General features: G+C 64.3%; 18 protein-coding genes. 12 read left to right on the top strand and 6 right to left on the bottom strand.

Features of this window, described 5'->3' with window-relative positions; all coding sequences use genetic code 11:
* Positions 1-71: 71 nt before the first annotated feature.
* The 6 genes from sdhC to CAL28_RS20375 all read left to right on the top strand — a co-directional run bounded on the left by sdhC (position 72) and on the right by CAL28_RS20375 (position 5,030).
* On the top strand, positions 72-485 hold the full coding sequence (sdhC, locus tag CAL28_RS20400; RefSeq protein ID WP_094843054.1) for a succinate dehydrogenase, cytochrome b556 subunit: 414 nt from the start codon (positions 72-74) through the stop codon (positions 483-485).
* A 2-nt stretch (positions 486-487) separates the two neighbouring features.
* Positions 488-871 (top strand): succinate dehydrogenase, hydrophobic membrane anchor protein, encoded by a 384-nt coding sequence (gene sdhD, locus CAL28_RS20395; protein WP_086066107.1) that lies wholly within the window; start codon positions 488-490, stop codon positions 869-871.
* A gap of 3 nt (positions 872-874) precedes the next feature.
* Entirely contained in the window at positions 875-2,653 is a 1,779-nt protein-coding gene (gene sdhA, locus CAL28_RS20390; RefSeq protein WP_094843053.1) for a succinate dehydrogenase flavoprotein subunit, read from the top strand.
* A 13-nt stretch (positions 2,654-2,666) separates the two neighbouring features.
* Positions 2,667-3,383, top strand: a complete 717-nt coding sequence (locus CAL28_RS20385; protein WP_066638851.1) for a succinate dehydrogenase iron-sulfur subunit — start codon at positions 2,667-2,669, stop codon at positions 3,381-3,383.
* A 63-nt stretch (positions 3,384-3,446) separates the two neighbouring features.
* On the top strand, positions 3,447-3,707 hold the full coding sequence (locus CAL28_RS20380; RefSeq protein ID WP_094844743.1) for a succinate dehydrogenase assembly factor 2: 261 nt from the start codon (positions 3,447-3,449) through the stop codon (positions 3,705-3,707).
* An 18-nt stretch (positions 3,708-3,725) separates the two neighbouring features.
* Positions 3,726-5,030, top strand: coding sequence for a citrate synthase (locus tag CAL28_RS20375; protein WP_094843052.1), 1,305 nt, complete (start codon positions 3,726-3,728; stop codon positions 5,028-5,030).
* Positions 5,031-5,300: 270 nt separating this feature from the next.
* Here the strand turns inward: CAL28_RS20375 and CAL28_RS20370 are convergent, their stop codons facing one another.
* The 6 genes from CAL28_RS20370 to CAL28_RS20345 form a co-directional block, all read right to left on the bottom strand.
* Positions 5,301-6,554: a pentapeptide repeat-containing protein gene (locus CAL28_RS20370; protein ID WP_176464049.1), complete on the bottom strand. Its 1,254-nt coding sequence runs from the start codon at positions 6,552-6,554 to the stop codon at positions 5,301-5,303.
* Positions 6,555-6,660: 106 nt separating this feature from the next.
* Complete coding sequence (locus tag CAL28_RS20365) at positions 6,661-7,521, bottom strand: pentapeptide repeat-containing protein (RefSeq protein ID WP_094843050.1); 861 nt, start codon at positions 7,519-7,521, stop codon at positions 6,661-6,663.
* An 84-nt stretch (positions 7,522-7,605) separates the two neighbouring features.
* Positions 7,606-7,764 carry a hypothetical protein gene (locus CAL28_RS29825; protein WP_176464048.1) on the bottom strand — a complete coding sequence of 53 codons (159 nt, stop codon included), beginning with the start codon at positions 7,762-7,764 and terminating at the stop codon, positions 7,606-7,608.
* Positions 7,765-8,033: 269 nt separating this feature from the next.
* Entirely contained in the window at positions 8,034-8,486 is a 453-nt protein-coding gene (locus tag CAL28_RS20355; protein ID WP_094843048.1) for a DUF2214 family protein, read from the bottom strand.
* Positions 8,487-8,599: 113 nt separating this feature from the next.
* Positions 8,600-9,991: a pentapeptide repeat-containing protein gene (locus tag CAL28_RS20350; protein ID WP_141218220.1), complete on the bottom strand. Its 1,392-nt coding sequence runs from the start codon at positions 9,989-9,991 to the stop codon at positions 8,600-8,602.
* Positions 9,992-10,179: 188 nt separating this feature from the next.
* Positions 10,180-12,477 carry an NADP-dependent malic enzyme gene (locus CAL28_RS20345; RefSeq protein ID WP_094843046.1) on the bottom strand — a complete coding sequence of 766 codons (2,298 nt, stop codon included), beginning with the start codon at positions 12,475-12,477 and terminating at the stop codon, positions 10,180-10,182.
* 534 nt (positions 12,478-13,011) lie between these two features.
* Here CAL28_RS20345 and CAL28_RS20340 point away from each other — a divergent pair.
* The 6 genes from CAL28_RS20340 (at position 13,012) to CAL28_RS20315 (ending at position 26,882) form a co-directional block, all read left to right on the top strand.
* Positions 13,012-15,882: a 2-oxoglutarate dehydrogenase E1 component gene (locus tag CAL28_RS20340; protein ID WP_094843045.1), complete on the top strand. Its 2,871-nt coding sequence runs from the start codon at positions 13,012-13,014 to the stop codon at positions 15,880-15,882.
* Between the two features lie 89 nt (positions 15,883-15,971).
* Entirely contained in the window at positions 15,972-17,189 is a 1,218-nt protein-coding gene (gene odhB / locus CAL28_RS20335) for a 2-oxoglutarate dehydrogenase complex dihydrolipoyllysine-residue succinyltransferase (protein ID WP_094843044.1), read from the top strand.
* A 165-nt stretch (positions 17,190-17,354) separates the two neighbouring features.
* The gene (gene lpdA, locus CAL28_RS20330; protein ID WP_094843043.1) at positions 17,355-18,782 is read left to right on the top strand and encodes a dihydrolipoyl dehydrogenase; all 1,428 of its coding nucleotides are present in this window, start codon (positions 17,355-17,357) and stop codon (positions 18,780-18,782) included.
* Between the two features lie 157 nt (positions 18,783-18,939).
* Complete coding sequence (zapE, locus tag CAL28_RS20325) at positions 18,940-20,031, top strand: cell division protein ZapE (RefSeq protein WP_094843042.1); 1,092 nt, start codon at positions 18,940-18,942, stop codon at positions 20,029-20,031.
* 31 nt (positions 20,032-20,062) lie between these two features.
* Positions 20,063-21,448, top strand: coding sequence for a tryptophan--tRNA ligase (locus CAL28_RS20320; RefSeq protein ID WP_094843041.1), 1,386 nt, complete (start codon positions 20,063-20,065; stop codon positions 21,446-21,448).
* Positions 21,449-21,851: 403 nt separating this feature from the next.
* Positions 21,852-26,882, top strand: coding sequence for an NEL-type E3 ubiquitin ligase domain-containing protein (locus tag CAL28_RS20315; RefSeq protein ID WP_141218219.1), 5,031 nt, complete (start codon positions 21,852-21,854; stop codon positions 26,880-26,882).
* Positions 26,883-26,922 lie beyond the last annotated feature (40 nt).

Below are 26,922 nucleotides of genomic sequence, written 5' to 3'. Positions count from 1 at the left end.
ATACGTTTTTCCCGCAAGGGCCAGGCACTCCCGCCGTTACGATTTTCTAGTTCCGAAACCCCGAGGCCGTCATGTCCGACTCAGCTGCCAAGCCGCGTCCGCAGTTTCGCAATATCAGCGTTGCGCAGATCCTAAGCTACCGCCTGCCGCTACCCGGCAAGGTATCGATCCTTCACCGCGCCAGCGGTGCGCTGCTGTTCCTCTGTCTTCCCTTGGTCCTGCTGCCGCTGCTCGCGGCCAGCCTGGCCTCGCAGGAAAGCTTTGCGAACGTCGCCGCGATCACCGGCAATCCCATCGTCAAGCTGATCCTGCTGGCTTTGATCTGGGGCTATCTGCATCACTTCTGTGCGGGCATCCGCTATCTGCTGCTGGACCTGCACAAGGGCGTCGACAAGGCGCCCGCGCAGCGCAGCGCCGGTGTGGTGCTGGGGGTCAGCCTGGCGCTGACCGTGGTGTTCGGTCTCAAACTGTTCGGAGCCTGGTAAGCATGGCTGTCACCAAGAATTATGGCGCCAAGCGCCTGGTCGTAGGCGCGCACTACGGCACCATGGATTTCATCGCCCAACGCATTACCGCGGTCATCCTGGCCCTGTACACCATCGTTCTGCTGGTGGGCATCCTGGTCATGCCGGGCTTCACCTACGAGAGCTGGAAGGCGCTGTTTTCCTTCCACGTGTTCGCCTTGCCGCTGGGCCAGGTGCTGGCCACGCTGGCCTTTGTCTCGCTGATCTGGCATGCCTGGATCGGCGTGCGGGATATCTGGATGGACTACGTCAAGCCGGTGGGCGTGCGCCTGCTGCTGCAAGTGCTGACCATCCTGTGGCTGGTGGGCTCCCTCGCTTACTTCGCGCAAATCATCTGGAGGCTCTAAGCCGTGGTCGCTGTCATGAATTCCTTGCCGCGCCGCCAATTCGATGTGGTGGTCGTCGGCGCCGGCGGTGCCGGCATGCGCTGTTCCCTGCAATTGGCCCAGGCGGGCCTGTCGGTGGCGGTGCTGTCCAAAGTGTTTCCCACCCGCTCGCACACCGTCGCCGCGCAGGGCGGCGTCAGTGCCTCGCTGGGCAACATGAGCGAGGACAACTGGTACTGGCACATGTACGACACCGTGAAGGGCTCGGACTGGCTGGGTGACCAGGACGCCATCGAGTTCATGTGCCGCGAGGCGCCGAGCGCGGTGTACGAGATGGAACACTTCGGCATGCCGTTCGACCGCAACCCGGACGGCACTATCTACCAGCGGCCCTTCGGCGGCCACACCGCCAACTTCGGCGAAAAGCCGGTGCAGCGGGCCTGTGCCGCCGCGGACCGTACCGGACACGCGCTGCTGCATACGCTGTACCAGCGCAACGTCGCGGCGCGCACGCAGTTCTTCGTCGAATGGATGGCGCTGGACCTGCTGCGCAACGAGAACGGCGACGTCGTCGGCGTGACCGCGCTGGAAATGGAAACCGGCGAAATCTACATCCTTGAAGCCAAGGCGACCGTGCTGGCCACCGGCGGCGCCGGCCGCATCTGGGCGGCTTCGACCAACGCCTTCATCAATACCGGCGACGGCCTGGGCATGGCCGCGCGTGCCGGCATCGCGCTGCAGGACATGGAGTTCTGGCAATTCCACCCGACCGGCGTGGCCGGCGCGGGCGTGCTGATCACCGAGGGCGTGCGCGGCGAGGGCGGGATCCTGCTGAACAAGGACGGCGAGCGTTTCATGGAACGCTATGCGCCCACGCTGAAAGACCTGGCGCCGCGCGACTTCGTGTCCCGTTCGATGGACCAGGAAATCAAGGAGGGCCGCGGTTGCGGTCCGGACGGCAGCTACGTGGTGCTGAAGCTGGACCATCTGGGCGCCGAAACGATCAACAAGCGTCTGCCCTCGATCCGCGAAATCGCGATCAAGTTCGGCAACGTCGATCCGATCAAGGAACCGATCCCCGTCGTGCCGACCATTCATTACCAGATGGGCGGCATCCCGGCGAACTACCACGGCCAGGTCGTGTCGTGGCAGAACGGCGAAAGCAAGATCGTCAACGGCCTGTACGCCATCGGCGAATGCGCCGCGGTGTCGGTGCACGGCGCCAACCGCCTGGGTACCAACTCGCTGCTGGACCTGATCGTGTTCGGCCGCGCCACCGGCAACCATATCGTCGGCGAGCATCTCGAACGCCAGCACACCTTCCAGACGGTGTCGCAGTCCTCCGTGGATTATTCGCTGGACCGCGTCAACAAGCTGGAATCGCGCACTTCGGGCGAAAAGACCCAGGACGTCGCCAACTCCATCCGCATGTCCATGCAGCGCCACTGCGGCGTGTTCCGTACCTTGCAGCTGCTGAACGAAGGCGTGGGACAGATCGAGGAACTGGCCAAGCAGGCGGATCACATCGCCTTCAAGGACAAGTCCAAGGTGTTCAATACGGCACGCGTGGAAGCGCTGGAACTGGCCAACATGACCGAAGTGGCGCGCGCCACCATCAAGTCGGCCGCCAATCGTACCGAAAGCCGCGGCGCGCACGCGCTGAACGACCACCCCACCCGCGACGACGAGAACTGGCTGAAGCACACCCTCTGGTATTCCGAGGGTAGCCGCCTGGACTACAAGCCCGTACAGATGCAGCCGCTGACGGTCGAGTCGTTCCCGCCCAAAGCGCGTACTTTCTAAGCAGGATGCCGGCATGAGCACCAAGCGAATCGTGAAATTCGAGATCTACCGCTACGATCCCGACAAGGACGAGCGTCCCTATATGCAGAAGCTGGAGGTCGAACTCCAGCCGACGGACAAAATGCTGCTGGACGCGCTCGTCCGCATCAAGAACGACGTCGACGACAGCCTCGCCCTGCGCCGTTCCTGCCGCGAAGGCGTGTGCGGTTCGGATGCGATGAACATCAATGGGAAGAACGGGCTTGCCTGTGTCACGAACCTGCGCGAACTGAAGGAACCCATCGTCCTGAAGCCGCTGCCCGGCCTGCCCGTGATCCGCGATCTGATCGTGGATATGACGCACTTCTTCAACCAGTACCACTCGATCAAGCCTTACCTGATCAACGACACGCCGCCGCCCGAACGCGAGCGCCTGCAGTCGCCGGAGGCGCGCGAAGAGCTGGATGGCCTGTACGAGTGCATCCTGTGCGCATGCTGCTCGACGTCGTGTCCGTCTTTCTGGTGGAATCCGGACAAATTCGTCGGCCCGGCCGGCCTGCTGCAGGCCTATCGCTTCATCGCGGACAGCCGCGACGAAGCCACCGGCGACCGCCTGGACAACCTCGAGGATCCGTACCGGCTCTTCCGTTGCCACACCATCATGAATTGCGTGGACGTCTGTCCCAAGGGTCTGAATCCGACGAAGGCTATCGGCAAGATCCGGGAACTGATGGTCCGTCGGACGGTCTAGTGATGAGTACGCGCGCGCCCTCGGTCCCGGTGCATGTCGCAAATCGGCGGCTGGGGGAGTAACGTGGTCGGACTTTCCGAACTGGAGCGTGCCCGCCTGCGTTGGCGGGCGCGCCGGGGTCTGCTCGAGAATGACCTCATCATTACGAAGTACCTGGATGCGTACGAGTCGCAACTGACCGACGCCGATGTAACGGCGCTGACGCAGCTGTTCGAACTGGGCGACAACGACCTGCTCGACCTGCTATTGGCGCGAAGTGAACCTGAAGGTGAGCTGGATACGCCGAGGCTACGCGGAATCATCGCCAAGATGCGCGAGCTGTAACTTTGAGAGGAATGCACGATGAAACAGTCAGACAAAAAAGCCACCCTAACGTTCTCGGACGGCAGCGCTCCGATTGAGTTCCCGATTTACCAGGGTACGGTAGGTCCGGACGTTATCGACATTCGCAAGCTCTACGGCCAGTCGGGCATGTTCACGTACGATCCGGGCTTTATGTCGACGGCGGCCTGCTCTTCGGCGATCACCTATATCGACGGCGACAAGGGCGAACTGCTGTATCGCGGCTATCCCATCGAGCAACTCGCGGTGAACTGCGATTTCCTGGATGTCTGCTACCTGATCCTGAACGGCGAACTGCCCACGCCCGAGCAGAAGAAAGACTTCGATTCCCAGGTGACGCATCACACCATGGTGAACGAGCAGTTGCATTTCTTCCTGCGTGGCTTCCGCCGCGACGCGCACCCGATGGCGGTGCTGACCGGGCTGGTGGGCGCGCTGTCGGCGTTCTATCACGACTCGCTGGACATCACGAATCCGCAGCATCGCCACATTTCGGCGATCCGCCTGATCGCCAAGATGCCGACCCTGGTCGCCATGGCGTACAAATATTCGCAAGGGCAGCCTTTCATCTATCCGCAGAACGACCTGTCGTACACCGGCAACTTCCTGCGCATGATGTTCGCGACGCCTTGCGAGGACTACAAGGTGAACGAAGTCGTCGAGCGCGCGCTGGACCGCATCTTCATCCTGCATGCCGATCACGAGCAGAATGCGTCGACGTCCACCGTGCGCCTGTGCGGCTCGTCGGGTACCAATCCCTTCGCCGCCATTGCCGCCGGCGTGGCCTGCCTGTGGGGCCCTGCCCACGGCGGAGCGAACGAAGCCTGCCTGCAGATGCTGGAAGAACTGCAGGCCAACGGCGGCGTCGCCAAGGTCGGCGAGTTCATGGAGAAGGTCAAGGACAAGAACTCGGGCGTTCGCCTGATGGGCTTCGGCCATCGCGTGTACAAGAACTACGACCCGCGCGCCAAGCTGATGCAGCAGACGTGCAAGGAAGTCCTGGCCGCGCTGAACCTGGAAAACGATCCGCTGTTCAAGCTGGCCATGGAGCTGGAACGCATCGCGCTGGAAGACTCCTACTTCGTGGATCGCAAGCTGTACCCGAACGTGGACTTCTATTCGGGCATCGTGCAGCGCGCCATCGGCGTGCCGACCGCGCTGTTCACGGCCAACTTCGCCCTGGCTCGCACCGTGGGCTGGATCGCCCAGTGGAATGAAATGCTGACCGATCCCGATTACAAGATCGGCCGTCCCCGCCAGCTGTTCACGGGTTCGCCCGCGCGCGACATCAAGCGCAAGAAGTAAGCAATCCGAGGGCGCCGGCCGCGAGGCGGGTGGCGGCCCTTATGGGGTGAATGCGGGGCCGCGCTAGCGCGGCCCTTGTTCTTTCCGGGCGTCGCGCCACGCGGGAAAAAGGGCGCCGCCGCGCGGCTCGCCATTCGTCCGCAATCCAGGCCAGGGGATGGAGAAGAGGGGCGGCATGAAGGCAGCTCCGTTCAAGTTCGTGCGTGGGACTGGCGTGTCGCGATTGCGAGGGACCCCGGCGATCTCCGTGTGCGTTGCCTCGCGGATGGATCATGCCCACGCCGACGGGGGCAGGGATGCTTGCGCGGTGTGCGCCGAGAGTTGGACGATACTGCCGTCCGTGCCGGCCACCCATCGGCTGGTGAATGCAATGAGGGGTACCAGGATCGCCCAACCGTGATAAGGATCCCGCAGCGCCACGGTATGCGCTTTCAGGTCGATCGCATCCACAATGACGAGATGGTTTCCGATCTCGCAGTTGACGGAAACGACAGCCGGACCGTGCTTGTCCAGTTGCTCCGCCAGCGCTTCGACGGTGCCGGGGCGCGATGTGACGGGGATATAGTCCGTGGCACCTTCGAGGTGCCGCAGGACTTGATCCGGATCCGCCGGGCTGTGGCGCCATGGCCTGTCCGTGTTTATCTTGCCGCCGTGGTCCGCGCTTAACATGGCGGAAACGCCGGCCGGGCAGGCGAACCGGCCTTGTTGCTGGATAACCGACCTGCCGTCCTCCAGGTAGCCGATGATCACTCCGCCCACGCTATCGATGCGTTGAACAGGGAAAATGTCCAGGATCTCTCTATCGTGGAAGAAATCCACCTTGTCCTCGCGAAGGACGGCGTTGCCGCGCCGGGTGTCCGCTGGGGAGGCGGGGGCATAGGATCGGATCAGCTTGCCGTTGACCCGGCTGCCTATGGAGCTGTCCATGACGGCGCGATCGATATTCGTGCCGCGTATGTGCGTGCCCCGCATATCCGTATGCAGGAAATCGCAGTGCTGCAGATCGAGGCCGTCGAGGTCGGCACAATATAGGTTTAGAAAACGCAGATCGAGACCGGCAAGCGCGGTCAATCCGGAAAGTGACCTTGCCGTCAGGTCGGCGGCATAGAGGGCATTCTCCCTGGCCCACGTGGGCAGGCTTTCATACGGGATGGCGTGGCAGGGAAGGTCCAGGGTCGTGAAGGCGGACATGCCCTGCGGAAAGCCCTGCAAGGGCTTCGGTAAAGGCGACTCCATGCACTGGGACCCCGCGCCGGGATAGCACTGCATTGCCGTTGCCAGGGCGACTTGCCTGGACTCCCCAGCGCGCAAGAGCAGTTGATAAAGGTGCTCCTGCGCATGCGCGGTATCGATGGGAAGGATGATGTCCCAGCCGGGGACATGCCGGATATGCGGGTCCCTGGCCTGCGTGGCGGCATAGGAAAGCCAGCACGTCCATTGCAGCAGGGCCCGGGTTCCCTTGGTACCGAGCCCGCACTTGCTGGCAAGCGATTGCAGTTCTTCGGTGGCGGCGCTCGAAGCCATCAGGCGCGGTCGGTCGGCCTCGTGGCGCGATGAGATGCAGGGGATGATGGATGACAGAAGTGGAAGCATGGCAAGCGGTACGGTCTTTGGAAAATATCGTCCTTTCCTATATCAGCATCCCCTCGCGCCATGCGGGCATAGGCTCCATGGGAGCGTAGTCATCTTGCGCGGTCTCCGGATATCGTGGCGGCGCCGAAGGCCGAGGCAGCGAGGCAGACGTGCCGGTTGCGCCTTTCCAGGCTGTAGCCGGAAGGATGGTGCCGCGGATTTTCGTGTTCGTGAGATTGCTGCCGCTGAGATTTGCCTCGAAAAAATTGGAGTCGCTTAGATCGCAACCTTGGAAATCCGCATCGGGCGCATACAAATAGCTCAAGTCCAGCCGGGCCAGCCCGGGCGTGTTGCGGCAGTCCTTGCCTGTCAGATCGGCAGCGGACAAGGCGACTTCCCTGAACGGTGCCGGCAGCATTTCGAAGGGGACGATTTGTTCCGGCAGGTCAGTCTGGGGCAATCTTCTGTGCCATTCCCGCCATGCCGTCTCGCGCAGCGAGGCGCCGACTGCGGGCGAAGAGCATGCGTTGCCATCGATCGCCTCGATGACCTCGCGTAGCGTCGGAATCGGATTGTTTTTGTAGAACGTGTCGACGGCATCCTGGGCCGTCTGCGCGGATTCGCCGGCGCGCAGCAGCAGCCGGTGCAGTTTCTGCTTGCAGCCCACGTCGTCGATCGGCAGGACGATGCGCCAGCCCGGTTGCTGGCTTAGGTGAGGGTCGTAGACGTCCAGCGCGGTGGCATAGGCCGCCCAGACGGACCATCGCAGCAGAGCCTGTTGTCCATCGCGGCCCAGCCTGGCTGTTTTGGCCACGGAGCGGACGGTATTCTCGATTCGACGAGCCAGGTTGTCGGCGGGGTCCGCATCGCTGGATCGGGCCTCGATGCATGGGATGAAAGTGGCGAGAGAAAGCTGCATGGTGACCGTGCCTGCGTTGGGGGAAAGGCAAGCCCGGATGAGCCGCTTTCCCTGGATGGGAGAGCGAGTTTCGTGGCGCGGGGGTCAAGGCTGTTCCATCTGCGGCCGTAGCGCCTGGATGATGCGATCGGGAAAGCGGATGCGGCTGGTCAGCGCGTTCAAGGAAATGGTGATCGCCCAGCCGTGATACGGGTCGCGCACGTGGGCTTTGCTGCCGTCCAGGATGATGCTGTGGTTGCCCATATCCAGGTCGAATATGCCGATTTCCGCCGGCCCGGCCGCTTTCACCTGGGCGGGGGTGCCGGCGGCGGATCTGCAGGACCGAGGCCGGTGATGGCGGACTGGATGGGACCGGGCATGGGGAGTTTGCCTCGCGTGGTCGGCAAGCGAGCGCTGCTCGCTACCCAGGTTGAAACACGTGGCAAGCTTGGTGTTGGCGATGCGGCAGCGGTTTCGCGCCCGCGGTTCGATAAACGACCGAGGCCGCCATGGTTCCCGCCGCTATGCGTCCATCAGCGGCCGATGCCGCGCGACATGAGGACGGCGAACAAAGGGAGGAAGCCGAACAGGTGTACCTGGATCATGACCCAGCGGCGGATGCGCTTGATCTCGGTATTGGTCGGCACGAAACCCGGCAGCATGCGGGCCTGGCGCCGCCATTTCAAGAAGGCGACAGTCGGGCGCAGCGATAGTAGTGCGATAAGGACGAACAGCCCCATCTTGGCGTGGAACCAGGGATTGGGCAGATAGAAGGATACGCCCTTGGCGCCATAGAAAAGCCGCAGCAGGCCTGTCGCGACGACCGCCACTGCGCACGCCAAGTAAAGGCGATCGTAGTTGGCAAGGCGCCGTACGACGGATGCCGGCATGTCGGGCCGCAGCAATACCGTCTCGGCGGCAAGCGGGACGATCAGGGTGAAGATTGCCAGGAAGTGCAGCCAGGCGAGCAGGGCGTCGGTCAGCATACGTGCTCCATGACACGCGGCATTGCGCCGCGGTTCGCCCTACGTTGTACCGCAAGAGGCAATCTCCTGGAAGACTATGCGCGCGAGTGTGCGCGATCGATCGCCCGCGGCACCTATGGCCGAAGTGTGCGCAGCCGGGAATGCAGCGAGATAGACTCCGGGTCGGGAAGCGCGATCTGGGTGATGACGGGGTTGGGGTCCCGCCATCGGCTGGTGAACGAGACCAGGGGCACAACGACCGCCCAGCCATGGTGGGGATCGCGTAGCCGCGCCACGTGGCGCGTAAGGTCGATCGTATCGACAATGACGTGATGCCCCCGGATCTCGTCGTCCAGGCTGATGATCGCCGGGCCTTTCGCGGCAAGCCTATCCGCCAGCATGCCGACGGAGCCGGCTTGCCACGTGACTGGGCGCATGCCAGCGGCAGCGATGTCCGATTGCACTTGCTTATCGTCGGCGTAGCCGCGTTCTGATAGCTGCTCCACGTCTATCTCGCCACCCTGGTCGGCGATCAACATGGCGGAGGCCGCGGCCGAGCTGCCCCATACGGTCTGTTGCTGGATGATGGACTTGCCATCGGCGGTATAGCCGATATCGATCCCCCCGGCCTGACGGGTGCTCGCGATGGGAAGAACCTGCAGGATTTCCCTGTCATGGAGGAAATCTTCTTTTTCCACCTTATGAAGATCCATCACGCCTTGAGCGGGATCGAACAGGCTAGGGCGGGGATAGGATCGCTCCAGGCTGCCATCGAACTGCCTTGTTGGTGCATCGATCGGCGTTGTTATCGCGCCCTGCATGCGATTGCCGTCAACGTAGGCGCGGGATGTATTCGCGCGACGCATATCCGTATGAGAAAAGTCGGAATTCCGCAGATCGCGATCGCTGAAGTCGGTGCCATAGGCGCTTAAGTGGCTTAAATCCAGGCCGTTGAGCCCCTCCACGCCGGCAAGCGATTTCCCCGTCAGGTCTGTGGCAAAGAGGGCGACCTCCCTGGCCCAGGCGGGCAGGCTTGCAAACGGCACTGCGTGTGCGGGAAGGTCTTTTGCCGCGAAATCGGCGATGCCATCCTGCGGCCGCTGCACACATTTCAGCGGCCTGGGCAGCAAGCGCGATTCCAATATGGGCGCATACATGAACGGATAGCACGCCATTGCCGTTTCCAGCGCAGTATCTTGCGGCTCACCGGCGCGCAGAAGCAGTTGGTAGAGGTGTTCCTGTGCGTGTTTCTTGTCGATGGGCAAGACAAGTTTCCAGCCGGGATCGGCCGTAAGATGGAGAGTCTTGGATTGTGCGGTGGCATAGGACAGCCAGCAGGTCCATTGGGTCAGGGCCAGGGTGCCCTTCTCACTGAGGTGGTATGCCTCGGCTAGCGCTTTCAGTTCTTCGGCGGCCTTGCCTGATAAAGCGAGATCTGGTTTAACAACAGGTTCGGAAGGCGTCCGGATCTGCGAACTAAAAGGGCTTATACCAGTAAGCATGGCAATCCGATGGGGCAGGTTCATTCGGGTGTATCGCGTCGCGCGATACGGCGGCCAGCCCGGTGAGTACGGAAACCGGCGCACACGTTCCCCCTGCATGGCCCATGCGATACACCGGTTTCGGCTGCGCGCGCGAAGAGCCGGGTTACGGGCAGAGATGGCGGCGGCAAGACCGCACCCGGCACGGGCGCGGTCTTGCCGCCGCGGGAGCATCAGCGCCGCTTCGCGGCCTCCGCCGCTTCCTGCTGCGCATCGACCACTGCCAGCGCCGTCATGTTGACGATGCGGCGCACCGTCGCGCTGTTGGTCAGGATATGCACGGGACGCGCCGCGCCCAGCAGGATCGGGCCCATCGCGATGCCGCGGCTGCCGGTCATCTTCAGCATGTTGTAGGTGATGTTGCCGGTATCCAGGTTGGGCATGATCAGCAGGTTGGCCGGCCCCTTCAACGAGCTGTCCGGATAGGACGCCATGCGGATCGATTCGGACAGCGCCGCATCGGCGTGCATTTCGCCATCCACTTCCAGCTGCGGCGCGCGTTCGGAAACCAATTGGCGCGCCCGGGCCATCTTGCTGGAGGACGCCGTGCTGCGGCTGCCGAAGTTCGAATGCGACAGCAGCGCAATTTTCGGCACTACACCGAAGCGCAGCATTTCGTCGGCCGCCTGGATGGCGATGTCGGCCACTTCCTCGGCGGTCGGGTCCTCGTTGACGTGCGTGTCCGCGATGAACAGCGTCTGGTCGGGCAGCATCAGCACGTTCAGCGCCGCGTATGCCTGGGTGCCCGGCTTGCGTCCGATGACTTCGTCGACGTACTTCAGCTGGTTGTCGTAGCGGCTGCCGACACCGCAGAGCAGCGCGTCCGCGTCCCCGCGCTGCAGCAGCATGGCGCCGATCAGCGTGTTGTGCTTGCGCACCATCGCCTTGGCGATGGCCGGCGTGACGCCCTGGCGGCCGCGCATCTTGTAGTAGCCGCTCCAGGTTTCGTTGAAGCGATCGTCGTCCTCGGGGTCGACGATCTCGATGTCATCGCCGGCAGCCAGGCGCAGGCCGAACTTGCGGATGCGCATTTCGATGACGGACGGACGTCCCACCAGGATGGGACGGGCCAGCTTCTCGTCGACGACCGTCTGCACCGCGCGCAGCACGCGCTCGTCCTCGCCGTCGGCGTAGATAACGCGCTTGGGCGATTGCTTGGCCTGATGGAAAAGCGGCCGCATCAGCGGGCCCGAGTGGTACACGAAGCCCATCAGCTTCTGGCGGTAGGCCTCCATGTCCTGGATGGGACGCAGCGCCACGCCGGAATCGGCCGCGGCCTGGGCGACGGCCGGCGCGATCTTGACGATCAGGCGCGGGTCGAAAGGCTTGGGGATGATGTAGTCCGGCCCGAAGCTGAGCTCCTGTCCGGCATAGGCCCGCGCCACTTCGTCGTTCTGCTCGGCTTCGGCCAGTTCGGCGATGGCCTTTACGGCGGCCAGCTTCATCTCTTCGGTAATGCGGGTCGCGCCGGCATCCATGGCGCCGCGGAAGATGAAGGGAAAGCACAGCACGTTATTGACCTGGTTGGGGTAGTCCGAACGTCCCGTGGCGATGATGCAGTCCGGCCGTGCCGCCTTGGCGACTTCCGGGCGGATTTCCGGATCCGGATTGGCCAGGGCAAGGATCAGGGGCTGTTCCGCCATGGTCTTGACCATGTCGGCGGTCAGCACGCCCGCGGTGGAGCAGCCCAGGAAAACGTCGGCGCCTTTGACGATATCCGCCAGGGTGCGCGTGTCGGTCTTCTGCGCGTAGCGTTTCTTGTTGGGCTCCATGTTGGGCTCGCGGCCTTCCCAGATGACGCCGCGCGAGTCGGTCACGAAGATGTTTTCCTGGCGGATGCCCAGCTGTACGAGCATATCGAGGCAGGCGATGGCCGCCGCGCCGGCGCCCGAGCACACCAGCTTGACCTGGTCCATGCGCTTGCCCACGACTTTCAGGCCGTTCAGGATGGCCGCCGACGAGATGATGGCCGTGCCGTGCTGATCGTCATGGAAGACCGGGATCTTCATGCGTTCGCGCAGCTTCTTTTCGATATAGAAGCATTCGGGCGCCTTGATGTCCTCCAGGTTGACGCCGCCCAGCGTCGGCTCCAGCGCCGCGATGATGTCGACCAGCTTGTCCGGGTCGGTTTCGGCCAGTTCGATGTCGAAGACGTCGATGCCGGCGAATTTCTTGAACAGGCAGCCTTTGCCTTCCATGACGGGCTTGGCGGCCAGCGGCCCGATGTTGCCCAGGCCCAGTACCGCCGTGCCGTTGGTGATCACGCCCACGAGGTTGCCGCGCGAGGTGTACTTGGATGCTGCCTCGTCGCCATTGGCGTGGATGGCCATGCAAGCCGCGGCCACGCCGGGCGAATAGGCCAGCGACAGGTCATCCTGGTTGGCCAGGGTTTTGGTCGGCATGACGGATATCTTGCCCGGCGTGGGGAAGGCGTGATAATCCAGGGCCAGTTTGGTGAGGGTGTCGTCCATTGCGGTACAGCCTTTATCAGGGAAAGGGGAAACGGTGCCAGGTGCGGACCGCCGGGCGCGCGCGGCGAGGCGCGGCGGCTGCGGCGGTCGGGCGGATCGGTGTCGCGGGGCGCCCGTGATCGGGGCGGGGCGGTCCAGGTTGCGGACGCAGGCGTGGCGACGTGAGCGGGCCGACCGCGTATTTCATCAGAAAGCGCCAGCGGAAGCTTGTTGCAGCGCGGCGTAAATTCGCCGCGGCTATACGCCTCGTACACCCTTGGCCGCCCATCTCGCCGCCTGACCGGTGCCTGAACCGGCCGGTTTGTCTCCGTCCTGCCACGAAATATGCGCAAAATGTGGCAGTCGGACGCGCCCCTTCGATCCCGCGGTAGGGTCGCCGCGCGGCCGGTCATACAAAGCGCTATACTGCTTTGATACGGCTATCAAGGCTTGTACGTGCCTTCTGCCCCCGCTATCCGCCAACCGGTTGAGCCGTGTCGCGGAAGGTTTTCCTGCATCGCAACGGGTGAAGCACCCGGTAAGGTGAAGCGTTATATGTCCACAGAGATCGAATCCAAGTCCACCTCATATCTGTTCGGGAGCAACGCTCCCTACGTCGAAGAGCTCTACGAAGCTTATCTCGACAATCCTGCTTCCGTCGGGGATAACTGGCGCAGCTATTTCGATTCGCTGCAGCACCTGCCCGCCACCGATGGCCAGGAAAGCACCCGCGACCAAGCCCACGCTCCCATCGTTGCCTCGTTCGCGCAGCGCGCGCGCACCAACGGTTTCGTGCATCGCGCCCAGGAGCCGGACCTTTCCGTCGCGTCCAAGCAGATTTCGGTGCAGCAGCTGATCGGCGCCTATCGCACGCTGGGCTCGCGCTATGCCGACCTGGACCCGCTCAAGCGGCAGGAACGGCCGACGATTCCCGAACTGGATCCGGCGTTCTACGGCCTGACGGAAGCCGATCTGGACCAGGTCTATTCCGCGACCAACACCTACTTCACGACCGCCAGCACCATGACGCTGCGCGACATCCTGAAGAACCTGCGCGACACCTACTGTCGCACCATCGGCGCCGAATTCATGCATTGCTCGGATCCGGCGGTCAAGCGATGGATCGAGGAACGGCTGGAATCGACCCTCAGCGCGCCCCCGGTCTCCGCGGAACATAAACGCCATATCCTGCAGCAACTGACCGAATCCGAAGGTCTCGAGCGCTTCTTGCACACCAAATACGTGGGCCAGAAGCGCTTTTCGCTGGAAGGCGGGGAAAGCTTCATCGCGGCCATGGACGAGGTGGTCAACCACGCCGGCGAAAACGGCGTGCAGGAAATCGTGGTCGGCATGGCCCACCGCGGCCGCCTGAACATGCTGGTCAACATCATGGGCAAGATGCCCGGCGACCTCTTCGCGGAGTTCGAAGGCAAGCACGCCGAAGGCCTGAGCGACGGCGACGTGAAGTACCACAACGGCTTCTCCAGCGACCTGTCCACGCGTGGCGGCCCGGTTCACCTGTCCCTGGCCTTCAACCCCTCGCACCTGGAGATCGTCAACCCGGTGGTCGAGGGCAGTGTCCGCGCCCGCCAGGAGCGCCGCGGCGACCATGAAGGCATGCAGGTCCTGCCGGTGCTGGTGCACGGCGATGCCGCCTTCGCCGGCCAGGGCGTGGTGATGGAAACCCTGAACCTGGCGCAGACACGCGGCTACGGCACGGGCGGCACGCTGCACATCGTCATCAACAACCAGATCGGCTTTACCACCTCCGATCCGCGCGATTCGCGCTCCACGCTGTATTGCACCGACGTGGTCAAGATGATCGAGGCGCCGGTGTTCCACGTGAACGGCGACGATCCCGAAGCCGTGGTCTTCGTGACGCGCCTGGCGCTGGACTACCGCGCCCAGTTCCACCATGACGTCGTGGTCGATATCGTCTGCTTCCGCAAGCTGGGCCACAACGAACAGGACACGCCGTCGCTGACGCAGCCGCTGATGTACAAGCGGATCAGCCATCATCCCGGTACCCGCAAGGCCTACGCCGACAGGCTGGTGGCGCAGGGCATCATCACGGACGCCGATGCCGATCAACTGGTCAAGGATTACCGCCAGCTGATGGAAGACGGCCATCGCACCATCGAACCGGTGCTGACCGACTACAAGAGCAAGTACGCGATCGACTGGTCGCCCTTCCTGGGTGCGAAGTGGACGGACCAGGCCGACACCGGCGTGCCGCTGGCCGAACTCAAGCGCATCGGTGAACGGATCACCACCGTGCCGGAAGGCTTCACGGTCCATCCGCTGGTGGCTCGCCTGCTGAACGACCGCCGCGCCATGGCGCGCGGCGAGCTGAACCTGGACTGGGGCATGGGCGAGCACCTTGCCTTTGCGACCCTGGTGTCGTCGGGCTATGCCATCCGCATTACCGGCCAGGATTCGGGCCGCGGCACGTTCACGCACCGCCATGCCGTGCTGCATGACCAGAACCGCGAACGCTGGAACGACGGCACCTATATCCCGCTGCAGAACGTGTCGGAAGGCCAGGCGCCGTTCGTCGTCATCGACTCGGTGCTTTCCGAAGAGGCGGTGCTGGGCTTCGAGTACGGCTACTCCAGCGCCGAACCGAATACCCTCACCATCTGGGAAGCGCAGTTCGGCGACTTCGTCAACGGCGCCCAGGTCGTGATCGACCAGTTCATCAGTGCCGGCGAAGCCAAGTGGGGCCGCCAGTCCGGCCTGACCATGATGCTGCCGCACGGCTACGAAGGCCAGGGCCCGGAACACTCTTCCGCCCGCATCGAGCGCTTCCTGCAGCTGTGCGCCGACAACAATATGCAGGTCGTGCAGCCCACGAGCGCGGCGCAGATCTTCCATCTGCTGCGCCGCCAGATGATCCGGCCGTTCCGCAAGCCGCTGGTCATCCTGACGCCCAAGTCGCTGTTGCGCAACAAGGACGCCGGCTCGCCGTTGTCCGACCTGGCGGGTGGCGGTTTCCGTCCCGTGATCGGTGAAGTCGACGAAAGCATCAAGGGCGCTTCCGTCAAGCGCGTGCTGGCGTGCTCGGGCAAGGTCTATTACGACCTGGTGAACGCGCGCAAGGAACGCGAGCTGGATAACGTCGCCATCATCCGCGTCGAGCAGCTCTATCCTTTCGCCCATAAGGCGTTCGAGGCGGAACTGCGCAAGTATCCCAATGCCACCGAAGTCATCTGGGTTCAGGACGAACCGCAGAACCAGGGGCCGTGGTTCTACGTGCAGCATCACTTGTACGAAAACATGGCCGACGGCCAGAAGCTGGCCTATGCCGGCCGTCCCGCTTCGGCTTCGCCGGCCGTGGGATATCTGGCCAAGCACCAGGAACAGCAGAAGGCCCTGGTGGAGCAGGCCCTGGCGGCCAAGTACAAGGGCTTCATGCTGACCAAGTAAGCGCGCATTGGCGCAGGGCCGTGCATCCCGGTGCGGACACGGCCCCGCGCGCGTAGATCTCACGAATATCTTCTTTTACGGAAAAAATAATGGCCAATACCGATGTCGTAGTTCCCCAGCTGTCCGAGTCCGTCTCCGAGGCAACGCTGATGACCTGGAAGAAGCAGCCCGGCGCAGCGGTCCAGGCGGACGAGATCCTGATCGAAGTCGAGACCGATAAAGTCGTGCTCGAAGTGCCGGCGCCGGCTTCCGGCGTGCTGGCCGAAATCGTCAAGGCCGACGGCAGCACGGTGACCTCCGGCGAAGTGATCGCCCGGATCGACACGGCTGCCAAGGCTGCCGCCCCCGCGCCCACCGCGCCCGCCGCCGAGGCTCCCAAGGCCGCCCAGGCCGCTGCCGCCGCGGCACCCGCCGCCGCGCCGGCCGCCGCCGCCAGCACGGTGGCTTCTCCCGCCGCCGCCAAGATCCTGGCCGACAAGGGCGTCTCGCCCGACAGCGTCTCCGGTACCGGCCGCGGTGGCCGCATCACCAAGGGCGATGCGCTGGAAGCCGGCGCCAAGCCCGCCGCCGCTCCCGCGCCGGCGCCGACCCAGCTGTCGCTGGATGGCCGCCCGGAACAGCGCGTGCCCATGAGCCGCCTGCGTGCCCGCGTTGCCGAGCGCCTGCTGCAGTCGCAACAGGAAAACGCGATCCTGACCACGTTCAACGAGGTCAACATGCAGGCCGTGATCGACCTGCGCAACAAGTACAAGGACAAGTTCGAAAAAGAGCACGGCGTCAAGCTGGGCTTCATGTCGTTCTTCGTCAAGGCCGCCGTTGCCGCGCTGAAGAAGTACCCGGTGCTGAATGCGTCGGTCGACGGCAAGGACATCATCTATCACGGCTATTTCGATATCGGGATCGCTGTCGGCAGCCCGCGCGGCCTGGTGGTGCCCATCCTGCGCAATGCCGACCAGCTCAGCATCGCCGAGATCGAAAAGACCATCGGCGACTTCGGCAAGCGCGCCGGCGAAGGCAAGTTGGGCATCGAGGAAATGACCGGCGGTACGTTCTCCATTTCCAATGGCGGCGTCTTCGGTTCCATGCTGTCCACGCCCATCATCAATCCGCCGCAATCGGCCATCCTGGGCATCCATGCCACCAAGGAGCGTCCGGTGGTCGAGAACGGCCAGATCGTGATCCGTCCGATCAACTACCTGGCCATGTCCTATGACCACCGCATCATCGACGGCCGCGAAGCCGTGCTGGGCCTGGTCGCCATGAAGGAAGCGCTGGAAGACCCGCAACGCCTGCTGCTGGAGCTGTAAGCCGCGCACGCGGTCCCGGTGGATGTATCCCGGGACCGCGGGTTCCCCCTGGCGGCCGCGTGCCAAGGCGCCGCCAGGCGTGGGACGGAATCAACGCCTTGCGCCTCACCCCGTCGGTCGGCCGGCACCATGCCGGCCCGCACCGCACCAACCCGCGAGAAATTCATGTCCAAACAATTTGACGTCATCGTCATCGGCGCCGGCCCCGGCGGCTATATCGCGGCCATCCGCGCCGCTCAGCTCGGCATGTCGGTCGCCTGCATCGATGCATGGCAGAACGCGCAGGGCGGCCCCGCGCCCGGCGGCACCTGCACCAACATCGGCTGCATTCCGTCCAAGGCCCTGCTGCAGTCGTCCGAGCACTACGATCAACTGAATCATCACTTCGCCGAGCACGGTATCGAAGTGAAGGGCGCCAGCGTCAAGGTCGAGACCATGGTGGCGCGCAAGAATTCGGTGGTCAAACAGAACAACGACGGCATCCTGTACCTGTTCAAGAAGAACAAGATTTCCTTCTTCCATGGCAAAGGCGAATTCGCCGGCCAGGTCGAAGGCGGCTGGGGCGTCAAGGTAACGGGCCCGACCCAGGACGACCTGGTGGGCAAGCACATCATCGTGGCGACCGGTTCGGCGCCGCGCGCGCTGCCCGGCCTGCCGTTCGACGAAAAGAACGTCCTGTCCAACGACGGCGCGCTGTCCATCGGGGCGGTGCCGAAGAAGCTGGGCGTCATCGGCGCCGGCGTGATCGGCCTGGAAATGGGCAGCGTGTGGCGCCGCCTGGGTTCCGAAGTCACCATTCTGGAAGCGATGCCGGAATTCCTGGCCGCGGCGGACCAGCAAGTGGCCAAGGAAGCGCTGAAGGTCTTCACCAAGCAGGGCCTGAACATCCAGATGGGTGTGAAGATCGGCGAAGTCAAGGCGACGGCCAAGTCCGTGACGGTGCCCTACACCGACGCCAAGGGCGAGCAGCAGACCCTGACGGTGGACAAGCTGATCGTCTCCATCGGGCGCGTTCCGTATACCGACGGCCTGAAGGCCGATACGGTCGGCCTGAAGCTGGACGAGCGCGGCTTTGTCGCGGTGGACGCCGAATGCAAGACCAACCTGCCGAATGTCTGGGCGATCGGCGACGTGGTGCGCGGCCCGATGCTGGCGCACAAGGCGGAAGAAGAAGGTGTCGCGGTGGCCGAGCGCATCGCCGGCCAGCATGGTCACGTGAACTTCGATACCGTGCCTTGGGTGATCTATACGTCGCCCGAGATCGCCTGGGTCGGCAAGACGGAACAGCAGCTCAAGGCCGAAGGCCGCGAATACCGGGCCGGCAGCTTCCCCTTCCTGGCCAACGGCCGGGCCCGCGCGCTGGGCGATACCACCGGCTTCGCCAAGGTGATCGCCGACGCCAAGACCGACGAAGTCCTGGGCGTGCACATCATCGGGCCCATGGCGTCGGAACTGATTTCCGAAGCCGTGACGATCATGGAGTTCCGTGGCGCGGCGGAAGACATCGCGCGCATCTGCCATGCTCACCCGACCTTGTCGGAAGCCGTCAAGGAAGCCGCGCTGGCGGTGGACAAGCGTACGCTGAACTTCTAAGGCAGGGCTCGCCTTCCGGCCTTGCCGCGATACCTTCGCGGGGCCGCGCGGGGCGGGAAGGTGGCTGGACCAACGCCGGCCGCCCCATGACGGGGCGCCGGCGCGGCCGGGCGGATTTTGACGATCCGCTTTTTTTTTGGGTTTTCGGGAACACCCCATGAATGTCCGCGAGTATTACGAGCATGCCCTGGCCGAGCGCGGCTATCGGTCCGACGCGGCGCAGGAACGCGCCGTGGATCGCCTGCAGAAGTACTACGACGACTGGGTGGGGTTCAAGGCCTTGCGTTCCAACGCCCTGAAAAAGCTGTTGAATCGCCCCGACGTACCGCGCGGGGTGTATCTGTGGGGTGGGGTGGGGCGCGGCAAGAGCTTCCTGATGGATGCCTTCTATGCCACGGTGCCGGTGGTGCGCAAGACGCGCGTGCATTTCCATGAATTCATGCGCAGCGTCCATCGGGAACTGCAGGAAGTCAAAGGCATGCAGGATCCGCTGGATGAAGTCGCCCGGCGGGTGTCCAAGCGCTACCGGCTGATCTGCTTCGACGAGTTCCACGTTTCCGACGTGGCCGACGCGATGATCCTGCATCGGCTGCTGCTCAAGCTGTTCGAAAACGGCACGTCCTTCGTGATGACGTCGAACTACGAGCCGGACAAGCTGTACCCCGAAGCACTGTACCGCGAACGCATCCTGCCGGCGATCGCACTGATCAAGTCGCGCATGGATGTACTGAACGTCGATGCCGGGGTGGATTATCGCCGGCGCACGCTGGAGCAGGTACAGGCCTACCATACGCCGCTGGGACCGGAGGCCGACGCGGCCCTGCGGCTGGCTTTCGACAAGCTGGCGGACCGCCCGCCGGAAAAGCCCGTGCTGCATATCGAGCATCGCGAGCTGCAAGCCAAGGCGCTGGCCGGCAGCGTGGTGTGGTTCGACTTCGCCACGCTGTGCGGCGGGCCGCGTTCGCAGAACGACTATCTGGAGCTGGCCAGCCGCTTCCAGGCAGTGATCCTGTCCGATGTGCCCAGGATGGCGCCGCGCAATGCCTCCGAGGCGCGCCGCTTTACCTGGCTGATCGATGTTTTCTACGACCATCGCGTCAAGTTGATCATGTCGGCCGCGGTGGAGCCGGAACTGCTGTACACGGAAGGTTCGCTGGCCAACGAGTTTCACCGTACCGTATCCCGGATCATGGAAATGCAGTCCAGGGAATACCTGGAGTCGACACGGCGCGATACGGTGGCGCTGTAAACTTGCCCTTTGTTTTATTCGTGCGAACGCCATGCATACCCGCGTCCTTACCGGTATCACCACTTCCGGCACACCCCACCTGGGCAATTACGCCGGTGCCATCCGCCCCGCCATCCAGGCCAGCGAGCAGCCCGGCGTGGACGCGTTTTTTTTCCTGGCGGACTATCACGCGCTGATCAAGACCACCGAGGATCCGGCGCGCGTGGCACGGTCCCGGCTCGAGATCGCGGCCACCTGGCTGGCAGCCGGGCTCGATCCCGAACGCGTCACCTTCTATCGTCAGTCGGACATTCCGGAGATCCCGGAGCTCTGCTGGTTGCTGACTTGCGTGACGCCGAAGGGGCTGATGAACCGCGCGCACGCCTATAAGGCGTCGGTGGACCAGAACACCGCCAAGGGCGTGGACCCGGACGACGGTATCAGCATGGGGTTGTTTTCCTATCCCGTGCTGATGGCCGCGGATATCCTGCTCTTCAACGCGCATAAGGTGCCGGTCGGCCGCGACCAGATCCAGCATCTGGAGATGGCGCGTGACATCGCGCAGCGTTTCAACCATATATACGGCGCCGATTATTTTGTCTTGCCGGAAGTGGTGATCGCCGAAGACGTCGCGACCTTGCCGGGCCTGGACGGCCGCAAGATGTCCAAGAGCTATAACAACACCATTCCGCTGTTCGAGGGCGGCGCGTCCGCCTTGCGGGCCGCCGTCATGCGCATCGTGACGGATTCGCGCCAGCCCGGCGAGCCCAAGGACGCCGAGAACTCGCACCTGTACACGCTGTACCGGGCCTTCGCGCCGGCGGACAAGTCCGGCGCTTTTCGCAAGGCGCTGGAAGACGGCATGGGCTGGGGCGATGCCAAACAGGCCTTGTGCGAGCTGTTGGAGGCCGACCTGGCGCAGATGCGCGAGCGATATGTCGAATTGATGGGCCGGCCCGAACGCATCGAGGACATCCTGATGGCGGGCGCGGAAAAGGCCCGCAAGCTTGCCATACCTTTCATCGCGCGGCTGCGCGATGCGGTCGGCCTGCGCCGCCTGGTGGCCGTGAAACCGGCCGCCACGGGCCAGGGCGGCAAGAAGGCTGTTGCCCGGGGGCCGCGGTTCGTCAGCTTCCGCGATGAATCGGGCAGCTTCCGTTTCCGTCTGCTGGCCGCGGATGGCGAGGAACTCTTGTGCTCGATACCCTACGCCGATCCCAAGGCGGCGGGCGCGGTGATGCGTCGCATGCAATCCGAAGCGGTGGATTTGCGGGATTCGACGCAGCAGCAGGGCGCGGCCTTTGTCGCGCTCCTTGACGGCGAGGAAGTGGCGCATGGGCCGCATCAGGCGGACGCGGCGGCGCGAGATGCCGCGATGGCGCGCGTGCGCGCCGCGCTGGACGCGCTGGCGCAAGCCATGCGCGATTCGGCATCCTGACGGCCGCTAGATGCGACATCACTAGGAACTTCGTCCGCTTCGTATCGACCCACGGCGGCATGGGCGTCATCCGCCCATGACCCGCGCCGGCCGGCGAATACCTCCGGCCGGTACGTTTGTCGAGGGCGCGCGTTGAGTGAAACAGTCGCACGCGTGGCGGCCGGATGGCCCGTCACGCACGAATTCATGGATCGACAGATGCGGAGACGCGTCCGGCTCGATGGCGCTGGACGACGACTCCTTGCCGGCGCCGACGACCCGTCGCGTCAGCGCAATCCATCTGTCGAGGTGCCGATTGAGTGTCCAGGTTCGGGGGGCGGGTACGACCGTCCAGGGCAGTGTCCATGATTTCAATACTACGCGGGGACACGATGACGCAGCGGTCGCCACCATGGGCAAGGACATGGCACAGCTGCTCGCGACGGTGGCCCCGGCCAGGGATGCTGGCGCGGCAAAGGCGACCGACGGCACGCCATCGTTCGCGCGTGATGGCGGGCGGCCGGGCGCCCAGGCTGGGGGCGATTCGCCGGCAGCGCGCGCGCTCGGGCATGCCGATGTCCTGAAACCGCTGCCGCATGGCGCGCCGGCCGCGGAGCAGGCGTCCGAATCCGGCGCCGATATCGCGGTGCCCGAAGAGATCGACGGGGATGGCCGGCGCCGGATGCTGTTCAAGTTGGGCGTGCTGGCCGCGCGCGAGCTGGCATTGGATACGGGCGAGCTATCGGCGCAGGACCTGTTGGCCCTGGGCCGGCAGACGGTGGCCGATCATATGATGGCGGGCACGGCCGACAATGTCCTCCTGGCCATGGCGCGCGCCGAAGGCAAGGTGGACGACACGGCGTGGAAGGCCCGCGATAGCGAGAAGATCGCCGAACAGGTCGATGCGTTCGTACGCACCGAGTTCAAGGACGAGATCGCGTTGCACCGGTCGCTGGCGGGGCTGGCGGCCGAGCCGCCCTTGCTGGGACGGCGCGAGCTGGCCGATGCCTTGTTGCGCGAGCAGGGCATCGATACGGAGGCTCGCCTGGGCGGCCACGATGTGAGCGCCGAGGAGTTGGCGCAGGGGGAACTGGATTACGAGCACAGCAGCATCGCGGGATCGTCGGCGCCGCTGATTCGCAAATGGCGGGCCGGGCAGGAGTATTTCAACCGGGACACGCTTACGGCAGGGCTGCTGCGCAAGATGCGCATGCGCGGTGGCGGCCCGCCGGGCGAAGACGACATCGCGCGGATACTTCGGGCCTTGCCGGCGTCGCTGGACGGGGAGTTCACGCGCCGCTTCGACGCGCATCAGCGCAGGATGTCGGGGTACTTGTCGGACTGGATCGCCGCGCGGCTGTCCCTGCACGCCAGGGAACACGGCATCGATATGGCCGGCACGACGGTGACGGTGTCGCGCGCCACACTGCGGTTTCTCAGGTCCATGGCGACGCTCGGCGGCCGATATTCGGCCCAGAACGCCATCGTCAAGCCCTTGTGCGGTTTCACGATCGCCATCCAGGGCCGGGATAAGACCTCACATTGCTTTATTTCGAGCCGTACCGGCGCTGTCCATGCGGTGCCGCCCGATACGTCCATGGAGTCGTGGCTGAGAGAGCATCACGAGCTGGCCTTCGAGGACGCGGAGACGCGCGCCGAACTGGATGCCCGTCCCGGACGGTGGGTCAGCAGCATCAGGGTGGAGGAGGCGGTCTCGGGGCCGCATGACACGATCCAGGAACGCCTGGCCGGCATGTTCCATGGGGAGATCGAGCAAGGTCGCGAATCCGCCCGCGGCGAGAACCTGACCGAGGGGCTGATCGATGGGCTTCTCAACCTCATTCCGTTCCGGGCAATGGTGGTATCGCTGCGTAAGGGCGATATCCCGGCGGCGATCATGATGGGTGCGCTGGATGTGCTGTCCTTGCTACCGCTGGTTGGCGCGGGGGTACGCCTGGGAGGCGCGGCGGCGAAGTCGGCGGCGCCCTGGGTGGCGATGGGGATGCGGTTCGGCGGTACGGCGGGGCGGCAGGGATTGAGCAGCGGCCTGCGGCGCGCGGCCGCCGGCATAGGTACGGCTTCGGCGCGGTATGACGGTATCAGGACAAATCTGGCGTTGACCGCGATACGCGGATGGGGACGTTTGCGCCCGCTGGACTTGCAGCGGATCGTGGCGGCTTTACGCGCGACGTCCCCCAAGCTTGCCGACCTGCTGGGCGGGATTGCCGCGCGCGCACGCGGCGAGACGATTCCCGCCGGCGTCTGGCGCGTCGGCGGGCACGCCGCGACCGCCGCCGAAGCAGGGCATGCGATCGGCGCGATATCGCCCGTCAGCGCGCGCAGCCTGGGTGGCGCGAGGCTGCAACTGCTGCCCTACGGCAGCCGTGCCGGCGTTTATACGCAAATCGATGCCGTCGGACGGAGGGTCGGGGCGCTGCTGGTGTCCGATAGCGGGGGGTGGCTGCACCAGGCCCTGCCCGTGGACAGTCTGGAACGCTACCGCGTTGCCGCGCCGGATGTACTGGCCGCCTTGACGGACAAGCGCGCCGGACCGGACGGGACCGTGGCGTTGGGCGATACGCGCTATGTCCGCCTGGGAGACGACTACGTGGAGGTCATCCGCGATGTGGCCGTGTCGACGCCGGGGCGTTCCATATGGCGGGCGATGGCGCGCGCGCATATGGCGCCGGATGTCATCGCCCATCGACTCGCCTACGACGCGAACCAGGGCCTGTGGCACCAGGCCGACGTTGCGGGCCTGGCCGGTGGCGGAAAAGGCCTGTGCAGCGTGCCGGCGTGCGCAACGGTCAACGTCGAGACTGCTTCGGGCGCTGGGTTGTTGCCGGATGCCGCGCAACTGGCACGCTACCGGGCCACGCTCGCCGCCGGCATGCGCGGCGGGACGCCTGAACAGGTCCAGGCGTTCGAGGCACTGTTGGACCGGATCGGGAGCGATAAGCGCGGCGCCGCGATTCTGCGGGCGATGGCGGTCCACCACGAGCTGCTGGGGCAGGCGCCCGACATCATCCTGCGCCAGGCGACCGATGTACCGCGAGCTCGCGCGCAACCGCAAGGCGAGTCACAACCCCAAGACCAGCCAGAGCCGCAGCCACAGTCGCCTTTGCCTCTCCGGCCATCGCTGGATCGACCCGTGCCCGGCACTGCCTGGAATATCGATCTGGAAGCGCTCAGGTTCGGTACGACGGACGCGGCGGTCCAGGAGCTGGCGGCCGTCTACAACAACATGACCGGGCTCCTGCAGAACGAGGATCCCTACGCCGATATGCTGGCGCTGGGCCAGCCCGCGCTGGATCCGGGCCTGGAACAGCAGTGGGCGGACTGGATCGCAGAGGCGCCGAATTCGATCGAGCGCGTTTCGACCAGGAACTATCTTGCGAGGCAGTTGCGCGAGATGCGCTGCTATGGCGGATTGAGCCGGGAAACCTTCAAATCGCTGTTGAGAAACCAGCCGGGTACCTGGACCGTAAGAATCAAGCTTTCCTTCCGCGGCCTGACCAGCATACCGCCGTTGCCCCCCGATACGGACACGCTGATCGTTTCCCACAACCTTATCGAGGATTGGCGTCATCTGCCCAAGAAGCTGCGGGTCCTCCACGCGGACCACACGGGTATGACGAAATTGCCCGCGAACCTGTCCATCGACCTGGAAGAGCTGAATGTGTCCGGTAACTTCCTGCGCGACGCTTCGCTGGCGCTGCCGCCCAAACTCAAACGCCTGGAGATCGCGGGAAATAATCTGAAGACTGCGCCCGCGCTTCCAAACTCGCTGGAGGAACTTGTCATCTATGACAACGCCATCCAGGAACTGCAGCGCCGTCTGCCACCCGGGCTGCGGCTGCTCGACGTGTCGGGCAATGCGCTGACCCGCGTGCCGAACGAGTGGCCGTCCAGCCTCCGGCAGCTTTATCTCGCGAATAACCGGTTGACGGACTTGCCCGATCTCTCGCATACCGGTTTGCTGGAGCTGGACGTATCTTCCAATAATCTCCAGACCCTGGCGTCGCTGCCCGACACCTTGGTCGAACTGGATGCCAGCGGCAATGCGCTCACTGAATTGATCATCGACCTGCCGCGCGACCTGCGGCTTATGCGCGTGGACCGGAATCGCCTGACGCGTGTGCCCAATCTATCGCGCACGCGATTGGAACAGGTTGATTTTTCCGACAACAGCATCGAGACATTGCCGGCACTTCCGGATACCTTGCGCACGCTGGTCGCGGATGGAAACCTGTTGAGCGAGCTATCGGCGGGCCTGCCGCGCGGATTGAAGGTTATCCGGGTTTCCGGCAATCAGCTCAGGCGCTTGCCGGACGATCTGCCCACGGGGTTGACTATTCTCTCTCTGGAAAGAAACCTGCTCGGCCGGCTTCCCCTGAACATCACCGAACTGGAATCGTGCGAGATCTATCTGCATGGGAATCCACTGCCGATGGTCGGCATTCCGAGCGTGGCCGCCCAACGTGCCGGACCGAACTTTTTCCTGACGGCGCTGAGCTTCAGCGGTGGTGCGACGCATGCGGTACGTCCGCTGGCGCAGGCGGTGCGGCATTGGTGGAGCGAATCCATCGACGCCCAGGCGCGATGGAAGGTCATCGAGCAAAAGGTCGGAATGCAGCGCGACGCCATGGAGTTTTCCCTGTTCCTGGACAGGCTGCGGCGGACGGTCGGCTATCGGGACGAGGCATTCCGGGCCCAGGTCGCGGAATGGCTGGTGGAGTTGTCCAGGCCTGAACGCAAGGACTTGCTCGAACAAAGCCTGCAGACCTGCCTGGGGGCGACGGAGACCTGCGGCGACCGTGTTATCGCCACGTGGAACGATCTGCAAACCCTGCGCCGGAATGACGACATCGAACATGGTATGTACGACAACCGCGAGAAAGACGTCATACAGGTCGCGCGGGAGATGTTCCGTCTTGGCGTCCTGACCGATATCGCACGCGACAAGGAGCGCGAACTGACCAGTATAGGTTCGCCTGGAGGACGGGAGCCCGACGAGGTCGAGGTTTACCTTGCCTATGTGTTCGGCCTGCGCGAATCGCTGGGCCTGAGGACGATAGCGCCCTATATGCGGTTTCACCATTTATCCGGCGTGAGCGGGCAGGACCTGGCGACCGCGAGGGAAGCGGTGCTGGCGCAGGAACGCGTGGAGTTCGACGCGTTCCTGACGCTGGACTACAGGCCGTGGCAAACATTGCTGCGGCGCAAGAATGCCAGGGCGTATGCCGATGCGGAAGCCGCCGCGCTGCGGGCGCTGGAGGACCGATTCGAGTCCGAGCTGCAGCAGGAACTGGATAAGCTCGGTTTCGATGCCAACGACGCGCCTGCGCTGGCGGACGCCCGCAAGCGGCTGGGGCCGGACGTCATGAGGCGGATACGCTACGACGCGATGGCACCGCTGACCCGGCAGGCGCGGGCCGAAGGGGATGCACGATGAGCGCGCCAATCGCCGGTGTGAGCCTCGCGAGCCCCGCGTC

This window comes from Bordetella genomosp. 11 (genome assembly GCF_002261215.1).
In the GTDB taxonomy this organism is placed as follows: domain Bacteria; phylum Pseudomonadota; class Gammaproteobacteria; order Burkholderiales; family Burkholderiaceae_B; genus Bordetella_C.
Note: the sequence above shows the minus strand (reverse complement) of the source record. Positions and strands in the feature narration are given on the sequence as shown.